The organism is Pantoea vagans (genome assembly GCF_004792415.1).
Taxonomy (GTDB): Bacteria; Pseudomonadota; Gammaproteobacteria; order Enterobacterales; family Enterobacteriaceae; genus Pantoea; species Pantoea vagans.
The window spans coordinates 157,760-172,368 of sequence record NZ_CP038854.1 but is presented as its reverse complement, the minus strand read 5'-3'; the positions used below and the strand labels follow the sequence as shown (position 1 = coordinate 172,368).

The 14,609-nt window shown below is 48.7% G+C and carries 14 protein-coding genes; 5 read left to right on the top strand and 9 right to left on the bottom strand.

Going from position 1 to position 14,609, the window contains the following annotated elements; translation table 11 throughout:
- The first annotated feature begins 178 nt into the window (after window positions 1-178).
- Window positions 179-751: a lipid IV(A) palmitoyltransferase PagP gene (gene pagP / locus EGO56_RS19705; protein ID WP_135910748.1), complete on the top strand. Its 573-nt coding sequence runs from the start codon at window positions 179-181 to the stop codon at window positions 749-751.
- Window positions 752-768: 17 nt separating this feature from the next.
- Here pagP and EGO56_RS19700 read toward each other — a convergent pair whose 3' ends face one another.
- Window positions 769-1,908, bottom strand: a complete 1,140-nt coding sequence (locus EGO56_RS19700; protein WP_238349041.1) for a tyrosine-type recombinase/integrase — start codon at window positions 1,906-1,908, stop codon at window positions 769-771.
- Window positions 1,909-2,170: 262 nt separating this feature from the next.
- Between EGO56_RS19700 and EGO56_RS19695 the strand changes: the two genes are divergently transcribed.
- Complete coding sequence (locus EGO56_RS19695; RefSeq protein ID WP_135910747.1) at window positions 2,171-4,357, top strand: TonB-dependent siderophore receptor; 2,187 nt, start codon at window positions 2,171-2,173, stop codon at window positions 4,355-4,357.
- Window positions 4,358-4,424: 67 nt separating this feature from the next.
- On the opposite strand, the gene EGO56_RS19690 is transcribed toward EGO56_RS19695, so the two are convergent.
- Window positions 4,425-5,534 (bottom strand): SDR family oxidoreductase, encoded by a 1,110-nt coding sequence (locus tag EGO56_RS19690; protein ID WP_135910746.1) that lies wholly within the window; start codon window positions 5,532-5,534, stop codon window positions 4,425-4,427.
- Window positions 5,535-6,375: 841 nt separating this feature from the next.
- On the opposite strand from EGO56_RS19690, the gene EGO56_RS19685 reads away from it, so the two are divergent.
- Window positions 6,376-6,609: a hypothetical protein gene (locus tag EGO56_RS19685; protein ID WP_033735179.1), complete on the top strand. Its 234-nt coding sequence runs from the start codon at window positions 6,376-6,378 to the stop codon at window positions 6,607-6,609.
- Window positions 6,610-7,143: 534 nt separating this feature from the next.
- On the opposite strand, the gene EGO56_RS19675 is transcribed toward EGO56_RS19685, so the two are convergent.
- Together EGO56_RS19675 and EGO56_RS19670 are read right to left on the bottom strand one after the other, a co-directional pair.
- Entirely contained in the window at window positions 7,144-7,770 is a 627-nt protein-coding gene (locus EGO56_RS19675) for a TetR/AcrR family transcriptional regulator (protein ID WP_135910744.1), read from the bottom strand.
- 147 nt (window positions 7,771-7,917) lie between these two features.
- On the bottom strand, window positions 7,918-8,229 hold the full coding sequence (locus EGO56_RS19670) for an antibiotic biosynthesis monooxygenase family protein (protein ID WP_135910743.1): 312 nt from the start codon (window positions 8,227-8,229) through the stop codon (window positions 7,918-7,920).
- A 211-nt stretch (window positions 8,230-8,440) separates the two neighbouring features.
- On the opposite strand from EGO56_RS19670, the gene EGO56_RS19665 reads away from it, so the two are divergent.
- Window positions 8,441-8,953 carry a hypothetical protein gene (locus EGO56_RS19665; RefSeq protein WP_135910742.1) on the top strand — a complete coding sequence of 171 codons (513 nt, stop codon included), beginning with the start codon at window positions 8,441-8,443 and terminating at the stop codon, window positions 8,951-8,953.
- Between the two features lie 394 nt (window positions 8,954-9,347).
- On the opposite strand, the gene fetB is transcribed toward EGO56_RS19665, so the two are convergent.
- The 4 genes from fetB to EGO56_RS19645 form a co-directional block, all read right to left on the bottom strand.
- Entirely contained in the window at window positions 9,348-10,127 is a 780-nt protein-coding gene (fetB, locus tag EGO56_RS19660) for an iron efflux ABC transporter permease subunit FetB (RefSeq protein WP_135910741.1), read from the bottom strand.
- On the bottom strand, window positions 10,114-10,782 hold the full coding sequence (fetA, locus tag EGO56_RS19655; protein ID WP_135910740.1) for an iron efflux ABC transporter ATP-binding subunit FetA: 669 nt from the start codon (window positions 10,780-10,782) through the stop codon (window positions 10,114-10,116). The genes fetB and fetA overlap by 14 nt, the downstream gene beginning before the upstream one ends.
- A 261-nt stretch (window positions 10,783-11,043) precedes the next feature.
- On the bottom strand, window positions 11,044-11,517 hold the full coding sequence (locus tag EGO56_RS19650) for a hypothetical protein (RefSeq protein ID WP_185948893.1): 474 nt from the start codon (window positions 11,515-11,517) through the stop codon (window positions 11,044-11,046).
- 203 nt (window positions 11,518-11,720) lie between these two features.
- On the bottom strand, window positions 11,721-12,380 hold the full coding sequence (locus EGO56_RS19645) for a DUF1345 domain-containing protein (protein ID WP_135910738.1): 660 nt from the start codon (window positions 12,378-12,380) through the stop codon (window positions 11,721-11,723).
- Window positions 12,381-12,964: 584 nt separating this feature from the next.
- Here EGO56_RS19645 and EGO56_RS19640 point away from each other — a divergent pair.
- Window positions 12,965-13,171: a TraR/DksA C4-type zinc finger protein gene (locus EGO56_RS19640; RefSeq protein WP_033735188.1), complete on the top strand. Its 207-nt coding sequence runs from the start codon at window positions 12,965-12,967 to the stop codon at window positions 13,169-13,171.
- A gap of 201 nt (window positions 13,172-13,372) precedes the next feature.
- Here the strand turns inward: EGO56_RS19640 and EGO56_RS19635 are convergent, their stop codons facing one another.
- Complete coding sequence (locus EGO56_RS19635; RefSeq protein WP_167493459.1) at window positions 13,373-14,455, bottom strand: alpha/beta hydrolase; 1,083 nt, start codon at window positions 14,453-14,455, stop codon at window positions 13,373-13,375.
- Window positions 14,456-14,609: the final 154 nt, after the last annotated feature.

Here is a 14,609-nt window from a genome sequence, read left to right as displayed (position 1 = left end):
TAAAATAGCCGATGGATAAGCGAACGATGAGAGCAGCAGGAATACCGTCTCGCTTTTATTAATTATAAAATCCTGCTTCAGCCGCTCATTGACCTGAAGTTGCCACTCTTTGTGCGACAATACCCGCCTTGATGCTTTTATTTCCTTATTTAACACCAGACTTTGCAGGTATTCGCACATGCGCAAAACTTTAACTCTTAAAGCGCTGATGATGACAACCACCGTTTTCACTGCTTTTACAGCTCACTCCGCCACGCTGGTTCAGAATGTCAGCGCAGGCTGGGAAAGCTTCAGTGATAAGGTTGCCACAACATGGCAGCAGCCAGAGGGAATCGACTTTTATGTGCCCGCGATTACGTGGCATAACCGTGCCACGTACGATCGGGAACACATCAATAAATATAATGAAAGGCCCTGGGGTGCAGGTGGGGGGATCTCCCGCTACGATGAAAAAGGCAACTGGAACGGCATCTATTTAATGGCGTTCAAGGACTCCTTCAATAAATGGGAGCCCTTTGGGGGTTATGGCTGGGTAGCGACATGGCGTCCGCTGGCTGACCAGAATTTTCACTGGGGTGCAGGTTACACGGCAGGCGTCACCGCCCGGCATAACTGGGACTATATACCGGTGCCAGCATTGCTGCCGCTGGCCTCAATCGGCTATGGCGATCTCGATTTTCAGATGACCTACATACCGGGTACGCATAATAACGGTAACGTCTATTTTGCCTGGCTGCGCTACCACTTCTGATCGTGAAAACAGCAACGTCAGCGTGACATCGCCATGATGGAGAGATTGCTCAAAGTGAGAGTCTCGCCATCATAGCGATGTCGCAGCAGATGATAGCTTTCGCATTCAATAATCTGCTTAACCGCATCCGAAAAGGTATTCATGGCGCTGCGCATCTGGCTCAGATAGTCATGGGTATCATAGACCCGATCGATCCCTTCCAGCGCATGGTTCATGATTTTGCGGGCGACATCATTAGGCGTGTCGAGGGCAGAAAGTTTTGATCGGGCGGTGCGGCGCAGATCCCTCGGGGTAAACGGCTCCAGTCCCAGCCCACGCGGAGCGCGGATCACCCGGCGAAGCGCCTGATTCAGCGCGCCTTTTGACAGCGGCTGTTGGGGATCGCGTGGTGCGGGCACCAGCCAGGGCGAGTCCGGATCGGCGGCATTAAGTAACGCATCGATGCACTGTCGCATCAGTGGCGAAATCGGCAGTATATGCTCGCGCTGTGATTTGTTGCGGATGCCCTGCATCCACAATCCTAACTGCAGATCGAATTCCGATTTCTGCGCCTGCACAATCTCGTCCGGCCGTCGGGCGCTGACCAGACATAAACGCAGCGCCCAGCGCGCCTGCTCCGATAATGCCCAGTTATCCAGGCCGTGCCAGAAAACCCAGATTTCCGCATCGGTCAGTTGCCGGCTGCGCGGTGGCGTAGCACGACCTGCGACATCCCGTTTTTTCATTGAGGCAATAGGCGAGTGATCGAGATAGCCCTGCATCTCGGCCCAGGCGAGGAATTGTTTGGTCAGCGCGAACACCCGACGCGCCTCCTCCTTTTTACCGTCGGCAATCAGAATGTTGTAAAGCCGGTTGAGGCGCAGACGGTTCAGCGTTTTGAGCGGCTGCGATCCGATGTTGGGCAGAACATGTTTCAGCAGAGACGAAACGGCGATTTCAGGACGCCGCCGGCTGATCAACAGTGACAGTTTTACCCAGACCTTCATCACCTGCTCTACCGTGCCTTCATCACCAAAATTATCCAGTTCGCTCAGCGAAGCTGCTTTAACCTGCTCCAGCCAGACAAGGACATGACGACCAACATGTGCTGAGCGCGCTGCAGTTATTGTCGAATCTGTTAACACATCATTACCTGTTGCCCGTTTCAGAGCCGCCATTCTACCCACCGTTAAGCTATGACTCCAGACCTAATAAGTCTGGAGTCACAATGACGTATTCTGAGCCATTCTGAGAGACTTTTCGGGTCATGACAAAGAAGCGTTTTTGCGACCTGTTTTGCTCATCTGAGCGATCAGCTGATGAATAAGCAGCCCACTGTCAGGGGATGTAAAGATGCCTTACCGAGATATACAATGATAACTATTATCATTATCATACGCATTTGCTTACATACCTTAACGATTCAGGGAGATTTTCTAAGTGAATGTAACCACGCGTGTCCATAAGCGCCCTGCCGCACTGTTGCTGGCTGGTTTGTTGAGTACTTCTGCTAACGGCGCTACTCAGGAAGAGACAGAAAAGCTGGCTGATGATGAAACGATGCTGGTCACCGCTGAACAGGAGTTAAAACAGCAGCCCGGTGTTTCAGTCATTACCTCACAGGACATTGAAAAGAATCCGCCGGTCAACGACCTCTCCGACATCATCCGTAAAATGCCGGGCGTCAATCTCACCGGTAACAGCGCCAATGGTGTACGCGGTAACAATCGTCAAATCGATATTCGCGGCATGGGGCCGGAAAACACGTTGATTCTGATCGACGGTGTGCCAACGACCTCACGCAATTCAGTGCGTTACAGCTGGCGCGGCGAGCGTGATTCCCGTGGCGACTCTAACTGGGTACCGCCGGAAATGGTTGAACGGATTGAAGTTATTCGTGGACCGGCGGCAGCCCGTTACGGTTCAGGCGCTTCTGGCGGTGTGGTTAACATCATTACCAAACGTCCGACAAATGACTGGAGCGGATCGCTGTCGCTCTACACCAACCAGCCGGAAGATGATAAAGAAGGGGCAACCCGACGCGCCAACTTTAACCTGAGTGGCCCGCTGGCGGGCGATGCTCTGACTATGCGGCTTTATGGCAACATCAATAAAACCGACAGCGATGCTTTCGATATCAATCAGTCGCATAACGGCTCCGGCGCGGCCGGCCGTGAAGGCGTTCGCAACAAAGACATTAACAGCGTGTTGTCCTGGAAGATTACGCCATTGCAGGTGCTGGATTTCAGCTATGGCTACAGTCGTCAGGGCAATATTTACGCCGGGGATACCCAGTACAGCAACGGGGCCGGTAATGCGCTTATCGAATCTCTCGACGGGTCAGAAACTAATCGTCTTTATCGTCAGACCTGGGGCCTGGCCCACAACGGTATCTGGGACTGGGGACAGTCAAAACTGACCTTTAACTATGAGAAGACGAACAATACCCGTCTGAACGAAGGCACCGCGGGCGCGGGTGAAGGTCGAATCAACAGCAATACGTTTTCGACCAGTCGCTTTGAAAGTTACCGGGCGGGAGGTGAAGTCAGCTTCCCGCTGGAATTGCTGCGTGAACAGACCGTTACGCTGGGCGCTGAGTGGAACCGTGATGAGCTGAACGATCCCAACTCCATGAACGGCACCAGTGCGCCGGGCGTTTCGATTGATGGTATCAGTGGTGATGCGGGCAGCCGCAATAGCAAAAACAGCGCGACGCTGAGTTCGCTCTATTTTGAAGATAACATAGCCGCGACCGACAGCACTGAGGTGATCCCAGGTCTGCGCTTTGATTATCACGATACTTTCGGGGCGAACTGGAGTCCGTCGCTGAATATTTCTCAGGCGCTGGGAGAAAGTTTTACCCTGAAAGCGGGTATCGCCCGCGCATTCAAAGCCCCTAACCTCTATCAGTCCAGTGAAGGCTATTTGCTGGCTACACGAGGCAATGGCTGCCCGGTCAATGTAACGAGCGGCAGCTGTTATCTGCTGGGTAATCAAAATCTTGATCCTGAAGTCAGCGTCAATAAAGAGCTGGGTATCGAGTTCAGTCAGGATGGCTATGTTGCGGGTCTTACCTGGTTCCGCAATGACTACAAGAACAAGATCGTCGCCGGGACCGATGTGCTGGGTTACGCCTCTAATGGCAACAATATTCTGCAGTGGAGCAACGGCGGCAAAGCAGTCGTTGAAGGTCTGGAGGGTAACGTTACGATACCGCTGGTCAGTGATGAACTTGAGTGGCGGACTAATGCCACTTACATGATCCAGTCAAAGGATAAAAAGACCGGCAATCCGCTGTCGATTATCCCGGAATACACCATCAACTCCATGCTGGACTGGCAGGTGACGCAGGATTTCTCTACTAACCTAAACTGGACAATGTATGGCCGCCAGAAACCTCGCCAGTATGCGGAATCCCGCACAGAAAATGGCTCAATGTCGAATCGTGAAGTCGGGGCTTACTCGGTATTCGGGGTTAATTTCAATTACGACATTACCAAAAATCTGCGTGCCAATGCCGGTATTAATAACCTGCTGGATAAGCAGCTCTACCGGGAAGCGGATGGGGCATCGACCTATAACGAGCCAGGCCGTGCTTATTATGCCGGTCTGACCATGACGTTTTAATCAACACAAGCGCTTCCGGCTGGAAGCGCTTTTTTCCTCATACCACACTCTTCCACTTAATTTTCAACTACTTAAAGTCAACCTGCATCAATTCGGCAATCGTTGAATCACGTGTTGTCAGCACACAGCGGTCCAGGTAATCGGTAAATCTGGAAGGCTTATTCATGCCAAGCTGTAGCAGTTTGGAGTTATCAAACACCACATTCAGGTTTGAGAAGTGGCCATACAGGTTCATTGCGCGCAGCATGATGCGTTCATTGCAGGGTCCAAACAGATCCTTAAACGTTCTTCTGCTATCTGACAGCTGTTTATAGGACACCTTCTGATAATCCACACCCAGCGCCTTGTTTCCTGACGCTCTGGCCATCGCCTCGTCTATCTCTGCAAACGTAACACTGCTGTGTGTTCCGGCAGAAATGTGAATGACTTCATTAATGACGTTTTCTGCGTCAAGCAGAAGAACCAGTGCATCCGCGCAGTAATCAACCGGAACCACATCAATACGATCGTCGAGGTCGCAGGTGAATTTACCCAACGCCAGTGCCATCCTGAATACCCAGAAAATGCTGGCTGAAGGCAGGCATCCCTGATCGGAATGACCCACCACAATCGACGGACGGGCAATCACCAGTGGCAGGCCTGGCAACTTCTCTGTCATCAGCTTTTCAATCGAAGCCTTACTCCAGGTGTATTCAACGACATGCTGATCCCGGCTGGAGTTGAGGCCGCCCTCAGTGACCAGTGAGCCGGGTTCCGGCGCACAGGACATCGCGGTTCCAACGTGGATGAATTTCATCAATCCTTCAACACGGCTCATTCGTTCGGCAAACCGGAACGTGCCCTCGACGTTCACTTTCCAGATGGTGGGATTGTTACCAAATGAGGCGACAGCGGCGCAGTTAATGACATGGGTAACGTCATTAAGTCGGGCGTCATGAATAAAATCGTCCGTAAACGCCAGATCACCCAGAATAATATTTTCAGGTGCTATCGTATTGATTACTGACTCATTTAAGCCAAAGTTCTTCAGGTTGGCTTTAAGCCTGTTTAACCCTTCGTCAACGGTCTCGCCTCTGACCAGCAGCAGTAGTCGATCCTGAACTCTGCTCTGCAAAAGATTTGCTACGACAGCCCCGCCTAAAAACCCTGTAGAACCGGTAATAAGGATATTTTTCATGATAGTGCCATTCACGCTGGTTGAAGAAAGGAAAGCATTAACAAACGTTTTCCCGAACAGAAAGCTAATCAAATAAATAAATGAATGTTGTGGTTAAACTATTTATGGCGAGTAGACCGGAAAAATAAGATTTAATTCTGGATCAGTCGCTCACGCTCTGCCAGCCTGTCAGTGAGCTAGCCAGGTCAGTATAATGCTGAAAGTTAACGCCAGGCTCAACAGAACTAAAGATATTTCATCAAAGTTATTGATTTAGGTTTTGTTTATATATTGACGTGAGAAAATGGAATAAACAGGTGCTTTTGGCTGCCTCTCCGGATAGTCACATATAAACAACTTTTCTCATTTGGGTTCAAGTTTTATTTGTTTTATTTTTACTGAACTTAGCCAATTATTTATAACTCAACAACATTAAGAATTTATTAAGAGAAAGGCAGTCGTCAGAATATACTCGCAGATTAAACGAAGACTATTTAAATAATAAATCTGCAAAGTTGTTTACCTGTCGTTTAATAATCAGCATATAACCCCTGCCCGCCAGTGAATAGCGGTCACCCCGATGTCAGGCATTTGAGGCATATCATCATAGGGCCACCATTTCACGTTACAGGCAGATAAAGTGAGTTTCTCCGCAGAGCCTCCGCGCCAGTCTTTTCGGGTGACAGACGGGTTGCCGTGATCCTGATTAAAAATACAGGACCCATTTCGTTTATTCTGTGAAAAGCGTAACGACAGGTAACTAACTTCGTGATTCCTGTATCCTGGCGAGCGAAACACCCTGATGCCTGACTATGCTGAGCGGAGTTCAACCTGCAACTCTGACTATCAGGATATAAAAAAGATGAAAAAATTATCAGTTATTGTTATGGCTACCGGTCTGTTTTTGTCTGTGAATTTACAGGCTAACGCCGAAGGATGTCTGAAAGGCGCCGCAGTCGGCGGTGTGGCAGGTCATGTTGCTCATCATCATGGTGTTGCCGGTGCCGCGGCGGGTTGCGCAGTCGGTCATCATATGGCGAAGAAAAAACAGAAAGAGGCGGAGAAAAATCAGCAGGCCCAGCCGGCGCAGAATTAAGCTGAGCTTTAGTGCTGATGTAAAATAGCCGATTGCCGGACAGGGTGTTGTCCGGCAATCGCCAGAATTTGAACAATAATCCAATTGAAAATTTTAGCCGCAATTTAATTGAGATACTTACACCTTTTATCATGATGAGCAATGTAAGATGTTGAGTGAATATTTCGATATTTAACAAGGGATTGATTTTTGACCTGTGTTAATGGTTCTGACTGGACTGATACAGTAAAATTACGAAAGATGACTGCTTTCTTTAATCTGGGCACCTCATAATCCGGAAAGCTCGCTGCGATACAAACTGCCCAGGCATAATTAACGCCAGCTGTCATCCTGGATACTAGTCATTGTGCCACTTTTACGTTAGTGACCAGAAATTTGAATAAGGGACGCATATCTCAAGTTCAGAACGCGGGAAGCTTCTTTTAAAGAACCGTCCTTTATCGATCCAACCACATAGAATCATATTGTCTGAGCATTCCAGCACAATCATTGTTTTTCTTCTTTTTCTCCGCCGGACAATAGTGCCGGTCGCGATCATGATGATGCCTTAGCTGCGCCAGTATTGGCGTTTAAAAGTAGTGTTCTGATAATAAAATCATTACTTCTTCGGATATCTTCAATTTCTGGCTGAATCTTTCCATATATCCGCATACCCTCAATCATCATGAAAAGACTTTTTGCTACTACTCTCGCTTCTTCATCACGGCGAAAAACGTGTTGTTGCTGTCCTCTGAGTAATATGCACTCTAATTCGTTGATTATATTTTTAAATTTTGCAGAAACTTTGGCTTTAACCTCTTCATCACCAGGCAAAAGCTCACTGGCTGCGGCAATTGTAAAACAGCCTCTTTCTCCGGCAGGCGCGGAGGATAACTGAGCAGCAAATTCTAGCATCTCTCGCAAGGCGGCTTCTGGCGACATTTCTGCGGTTCGTTTTTTTGTTCTTAAAGTGCCCTCATCCATATAGCGCTGCAAAGCTGCAAGATAGATAGCGCGCTTATCCGGGTAAAGTTTATAGATGCTGGCACTGGCCAGTCCTGAAGCTTTCATCAGATCAGCCATGGATGTGGCCTGATAGCCATTCTGCCAGAAGCAGTTAAGTGCCGTGTTGAGGAACACGTCTGGATCAAACTCTCTGGGTCTGCCTGCAGATGATTTCATGAGTCTCTCCTGTTCTGACGACCGATTGTAGATCGATCAATCTACAATTAAAAGGTTTTGTTTTCTACCTATTGCAGGCCAATAAGTCTTCTGAGGAAATGTTCTGAATCAGACACAAGCCGCCGCCGGGCGGTAGCAGGGAAATAACTACAAAGGAGTTGCTTTCTGCACGTGGTGCTGGAAAACGTAGGGATCTGATAATAGTTCAAACTGCTCGTCATCCGGATATGTCACGGCAATCTGATACCGTTCGCCTGCAAAGGCTTTGATTGCCTCTAAGTCTTCCCAGTATGTAGCAAGAAAAAAATGCTCCCATTCACCCTGCGTTTCCCTGCGCACACAGGCTCCCAGATTGCCTGGTGTGCCTTCTGAATGCTCTACACCGGTCTTTTGCAGGTGAGTCGCAAAGCCTTCTGCATGCCTGAGCGGTACGCATCCGTGCCATGTTCTGACAATCATTTCGCTCTCCTCATGTTGTGGAACGAGTTAAAACATAAATAAAGTTCATGCTATTTGTCTATCGGAAGAGCTGCGTGATAATCTTTAGCCGCAAAATACTTTCGCCGATCTATGACTCACCACACTACCTGCAGGTTCAGGCAACGTGCCGATCGCGGAATTAATCGCGTGACTCATACTGCTTAAAACTGACTCATGGAGAGAGTTTCTGATGAATTCCTGTTCGACACCTCGTTTAGCGCTGATAATCACCAGTGCGTTAGGCTGCATATTTACTTTTTTTGTGTGGCGCAATGAAATCGACCGCACGACCTTTCTGGCACAACCCACACTTAACGCACTATGGTGCGGCGTCCTGCCTCTGGGACTGGCGGTTTTTTTAATTATAAAAAAATGGGGTAAGGGAGAGGCTGTGAAAGGCCTGATGGATAACATCAAACTTTCCGCAGGGGCCATTCTGATGGTTATCTTTATAGGTTATATGCTGCTCACCACCGTAATCTGGATACTTCCCGGTACCACCAGCACCTATACAGCATATAGCGAGTTTTCGGGCGGCAGTCGTAACAGCTGTTCTGGCGTAGATGTTAACGATCCCGATCTGCAAAGACGCATAAAAGTGTGTGAGCCTGCGGGGAATTATTTTGGTGGTGGAATGCTTCGCGTTACCAAACGTAGCAATGCGGCAGGCATGACCATTATTAACGCCATCCTGAGAGACTGAGGTGTACTCCGGCCCTGTTCACCGCCTTAAAATATCGTGGGCTGAGAATTCGGGCCACATAATTTCACTGTAGTAGTAACTTCAGCAGCTGCTAAACCCTGTTTCAGGAAATCTGACATACTGCCAGGCTAAATAACTGCTGAGTATGATTTATGGAACACTCCAGATCATTAACGCTAAGTATGATGTAACTAATTCCATTAACTGACTCTGCGTTATCAGTTCGGCATTCAGGGACAATCCATGTCCTTTATGAAAGCAATCTTAATACGGGAAACGGAGTCACCCACTATTTCCCTCAGGCCTGATCTCATCCGCAGGCCTGCATATGTAATGCTGATTTAAAGAAAGATTTTTTCATTGGCCATGATTTTTACCACAACCATCAGCACTATCAGTCCGGCTTTGCACCCGGTATCTTCAGCTGCGCCCTGGCATTATAAAACCGGCGATAGGATAACCAGACTGCGGTGATAGTTGACAGGCTGGCGGTGCCTATCAGCATAAAGGTCACCATAATCTGATACTTAATGGCCTTTAGCGGATCGATTCCGGCGAAAATCAGTCCGGACATCATACCGGGCAGGCTGACCAGCCCGACGGTTTTAGCTGCATCCACTGTCGGGATCATCGCGGTGCGAATGCTGTCAGCAATAATCCGGCCTGAGGCAAGCTTCACCGATGCACCCAGGCTCAGCATCTCCATAATTTTCTGGTGGTTGTCGCTGATGCGCTGATTCAGATTGCTGAAACAGAGCCCTACCGCAACCATAGCATTCCCGGCGATCATGCCTGAAATGGGAATGACCTGCATGGGCACAAACACTATCGCGCCGCTCAGTACCAGAATCGTCAGCGTGATAACGGTGCCGCTGAAGATTGAGGTAAACGCTATCGCAAAGGCGTTATCAATATTCCGACCGCGTTTGCGGGCGTTGATCGCGGCATTCACGCAGATAAACAGCACCATCAGGACCGTCAGCCAGCTGTTATTGACGTCAAAAATCGACTTCAGCACAAAGCCGACGATGACCAGTTGAACGATGGCCCGAAAAACACTCCAGACAATATCTTTGCCCATGCCCAGTTTTTCTTTCTGGCTGATAAACAGTGCTATGACGACCAGCGTCAGCGACAGCAACAGCGAGGTGTCACTGATATTATGCTGATTCACGCGCATTCTCCTTTTCTGGCGGCTCAAGGCGCAGCACATGCCCAGCCTGCTTAATATCGCTGACATCATGACTGATCCGCACCACAGCCACCTTTTCTTCAGCTGCAATCCGGTTAATCAGTGAAAGTACGGCCAGCCTGTTCTCTTCATCAAGGGCGCTGGTCACTTCATCCAGTAACAGTACGTCAGGCATAAACTGCAGATTGCGGAGCAGTCCGACACGCTGCTTTTCTCCGCCTGAAAGTTGTTCAACCGGCTTATTCAGCATGTCAGGAGAAAGATTAACGCTTTCCAGCGCAGCAACGAGCTTGTCCCGCTGCGGCTTCTGACGGCGAATCTGCCAGGGCAGCGCAAGATTGTCATAAACCGTCTGACCAAACAGTTGTGGCGTCTGAAAACAGTACGACACCTGCTGACGATAGGTCTCCGCTTTAAGCGTGGTGATGTCACTATTCCTGAAGAAGATTTGGCCTGTAGTTGCGGTAATGAGTGAAGCAAGAATCTTCAGAAGCGTGCTTTTTCCGCTGCCGGATGGACCGGTCAGTAACACATATTCGCCCTGATTTAACTGCAGAGAGATGGGTCGCAGTAACTGGCTATCCCCGACTGAAAAAGTAACATCCTGCGCATCCAGCAGGGGCAAAGCTCTGTCCATATTTACGCCTCGGGACCTGATAAAATTCAGAAAGAATGGAGTTTAGTATCAGTAAAAAGCTGGCGATATGACTCACAGACTGATTACCGGTAGTGTACTTCCCTGCCCTTAAACACAACCGGAATGGCACATCAGGGACATCTGGCTGAGAGGAAAAGGATAAGGCATTACACTGCGGCTGTTCATCTTTTGAGAACAACAGTGACCGGCCCGGCTGCAGCCGGTCAAAGCTGAAAGCGTGTCAGACCTGCTAAGCAAAACTTATTTGTTTTCCCAGCGTGCAGAAACCGGATTGGTTACGCTGTTTTTTTCCTGCGTATAGGTGCCATTCTGCTGCGCGATGGCCTCGCCGGTATCCACAATCGCGTTCTGAATAAAAACGTTCTGCTTTTCATTTCTGATAAAGGTTAACTGGTGAAAGGCCGTTTTATTGCCCCAGTCAGATGAAGGCAGTGAGATAAAGCGTACGGTGAAGGTTTCATCATCAAACCTGCCCTGCATGACATAAACGCCGTAATGGTTTTCTCCCTGAGAAATGATCTTATAGGTGCCATTATCGTAGTAATAAATCTCCGCATCCGGAAACGGCTTTTTGTCATACATTTTGCGATAGTGCAGCACCTGTTTGATGGTGGGCTGACCAAAGCTGACGGTAAGCTTATTACCCTCTGCTGATGTCGTCAGACCTTCAGCGTGAACACTGCTCATCAGCATTAACAGGCTGGTAGTGACCATGGCGGTGGTTTTCACTCTATTTCTCCTTATCGGATTAGGGGGACAATAGCGTAAATCACCCACGAACTTACACGGCAGCGGGTGTCTGGTGAAGAGGTAGCTAACACCTTATTACACATTGTTATAATCACGACAGGTGACCAGATTATTTCAGAAGCTCACGCAGGATAAACATTGCCCGACTGTCGATTGATCAAAACTGCCTAATTAAGCAAACCAGCGCCGACATTGACCGATAAGCCCAGAATAGCCAGGTTAAAAATAAATGAGATAACAGACTGTAATAACGTCAGCTTACGCATTTCTGTTGTTCCAGTGGCGACATCTGCCGTCTGCGAGGCAACCGCGATGGTGAATGAAAAGTAGAGAAAATCCCAATAGCCAGGATTTTTCGTTTTATCCGGAAAGATCAGCGGACTCACGCTGTTATCCCGGTAAAGATAGTGCTGGTGGGCATAGTGCATTGCAAATGCGCTGGGTAGCATGGCCCAGGATGCAATCAGCGTCATTGCCGTCAGCAACAGATGCAGCAGTCGCGGGGTGCCGGTAAGGCCTTTTAGCGTGGGCAGTTCACTCAGGATGGCCACAATGCTGACCATACAGGCCACGATCACAATGCCCAGTACCAGGGCAGCACTCTGATCCTGCTGTTGCGCAATGCGTTTGATGCCCGTCGCATCGGTACGCAGCATGCGAAACCAGAGGATACAAAGATAGAGCCAGGCCCAGACATTCCAGCTTATCAGTAACCGCTGCATCTGCCCCGGTTGATCGGAGAGCAGAAAATAGCATATCAGTCCGGCAGTGATGGAGAGCAGCAGCCGCATGCGTGCATAAAGCGTGGAGGTTAAAGATGTCGGCATCGTAAAACCATTGTGATGTAATCAGAGTGATATCAACTGTAGTTAAAATCAGGGGAAAATCATGCACTAAGCATTAATTCTTACACTTTTAAAGTAGAGCTGTGGGTTCGATGCCGAATCTTGAAAAGTGTAAAACAGGTCAGCGCAAGGTGTTATGGAGACAAACGCCACCTGACGCTGAAATTTATAAAGCATAACGCTGGCTCTGATACAATTTTAAAGCGACTGTTTCAGGGTATTTGCATAGTTACACAGCATTTAATAATCCGGCATCAGTCAGTAAACATGCAAACAAATAGCTGACAGCTTTGACAGTCATCTCTGGTACATTAATTCAGTCAGGCCAGTCGGATTAACAGAAACTATTAATATCTGCTCTAAAGGGAGCAAGGAAGAAAGGGTGGGCTCAGGCACACTGTTTCCTGATAATTCTGAAAGTCAGTGTAAGACTATGGAAATATAGCGCTGTGATTAAGTATTAGCCTGATTTGCTGTATAATTACGCATTCGTTTACACAACCGCTTTCTCTGTACATAGCGGTTTGTGTTTTGATCTTTGAAATTCAATGAGGCTCTGGAAATTTATGGATGATGTTGATCTGGCTCAGGAGCGCGAAGAAGCGCATCTTGCCGCCTCGCTGGCAGCCCGTAAGAGCAAACTTACCAGTCCCAACGGCTTATGCGTCTGGTGCAAAGATGAAGCTGTCGTGGCTGAAACGGCTTTTTGCTCAGCCGAGTGCGATGAGGATTATCATAAGTATCGCCGTGAGCAGAGTCAGCGCATTAGCTGACATTCCAGGTTAAGAGATCCTCAAACCAGCGCTGATCGCTTCTCTGCACTCAACCTGATGCCCTGCCGATCCTTATTGTAACATCAGGCTACAGGTTTTTGCTGTCACTGTCGGCAGGACCTTTTCAGAGGGCAGAACAGGAACCGGTATTGTTGCCGGTTCCCGGAGGTGAAGGCATGCAGCAACTGCATGCCTCACTGATTACTTCTTCAGATATTGATTGAAGAAGTCAGTCATCTTCGCAAACGGAATTTTATCCATGCGATCGTATAGATCGACATGCGTCGCATCCTTCACGATCAGCAGTTCTTTTGGCTGAGCCGCTGCTTCATACGCCGTTTTAGAGAAATAAAGAGAGTGCGCTTTATCACCATGGATAAACAGCACAGGGCGTGGTGAAATTTCCTTAATATAGGTCATCAGCGGGAAGTTCATGAATGACATTGGCGTGGTCACTGACCAGGAATTGCCGGAGTTGACCGCACGGGGATGATAACCGCGTGGTGTCATGTAGTAATCGGCATACTCAACCAGGAATCTGGCTTCACCGCCTTTTAACTTGTTGTAAGCTGGCTGGTAAGCCGGTTTCCCGTTAGCGGCATCTTCCCAGCGCTGACGGCTCATCTTCTCAAGAGCCTGTTCACGCTGTTCAGGCGTCACGCTGTCATTGTAACCACGGGACATGACACGACTCATGTCATACATGGTGCTGGCGACTACCGCTTTGACGCGTTTATCAACGGCCACCGCGTTCAGTGCAATGCCGCCCATGCCACAGATGCCGATAACACCGATACGTTCACGATCGACATAAGGCTGTAAGCCAATGAAGTCGACAGCCGCCATAAAGTCTTCGGTATTAATATCCGGTGAGGCGATATTACGCGGTTCGCCGCTGCTTTCGCCGGTGTAAGAGGGATCGAATGCCAGCGTAACAAAGCCGCGCTCAGCCATAGTCTGTGCATAGAGACCGGAAGCCTGCTCTTTTACCGCACCAAAAGGCCCGGCAATGACAATGGCAGCCAGCTTTTTATCGCCGCGGTTTTTCGGAATATAAACATCGGCGGCCAGAGTAATGCCATACCGGTTTTTAAACGTTACTTTCTGGTGATCCACTTTGTTACTCTCCTTAAAGGTTTTATCCCAGGTCTGAACCAGCGGCACCGGGGAATCTGATGTGCCTGGTGTATTCTGTGCCATGGCTTCCCCGGAGGAGATCATCGCCATCGCGCCCGCAAGAAGCGCGCCGTTAAAAAAGCTTTTTGAAGCAATATTTATTGTCATGGTATTAAGCCTTCATATAGTGAATAAAGTTGTCGATTTCAGGGCGCATGCATAAAGATTTCAGTAACACCATGGGTGTGTGAAATTATAAAAAAGTAAATTTTTAATAATTCCCTTCTATTATTAATCGCTCAGGGATTTAATCTCACCGTGA